Below are 441 nucleotides of genomic sequence, written 5' to 3'. Positions count from 1 at the left end.
TATTGCTCTATGTGTGTTGTTTTTCTGTAGTCTGTTGGTTGTGTCTACAGTAAGTAAGCTTTTTATGGAAATCTGGAACAGACTTATTTCAGATTTATTTAATTTTAGAAGTATTGGTTTTGCTGAATCGTATGCCCTTTGTTTTTTACTTGTAGGTATTATTGGTGTATCCGGCTTTTACTAATCAAGTTGCTAACAAACAAATATTATCGCCAGCAAAAAAGCGCTGACTGTGACGTCAACCCGCTGCGCGGCTTTCCGCGCTGAATTTGAGCGTTAGCAGCCTTCAATGAGTTTTACAGAAAAATACCTTAAATATTTAAATCAAGTTTCTTGGATCGTGGCGGAGATACCACTTCTAATCCCACCGGCAATAGTTGCTTATTTATTTCATCCGAATATGGACTACCCTGTTAAGCTAATCATCGTTGGCTTTTTATT

At 37.2% G+C, this 441-nt stretch carries 1 protein-coding gene; it reads left to right on the top strand.

Annotated features, from left to right (window positions below; translation table 11 throughout):
• On the top strand, positions 1-184 hold a 184-nt coding region (locus tag AC27HD_RS18870; RefSeq protein WP_487107816.1), incomplete at its 5' end, for a hypothetical protein.
• Between the last annotated feature and the right edge of the window lie 257 nt (positions 185-441).

The sequence above is a fragment of the Alteromonas sp. 4NS20-0143 genome (assembly GCF_057542855.1).
Note: the sequence above shows the minus strand (reverse complement) of the source record. Positions and strands in the feature narration are given on the sequence as shown.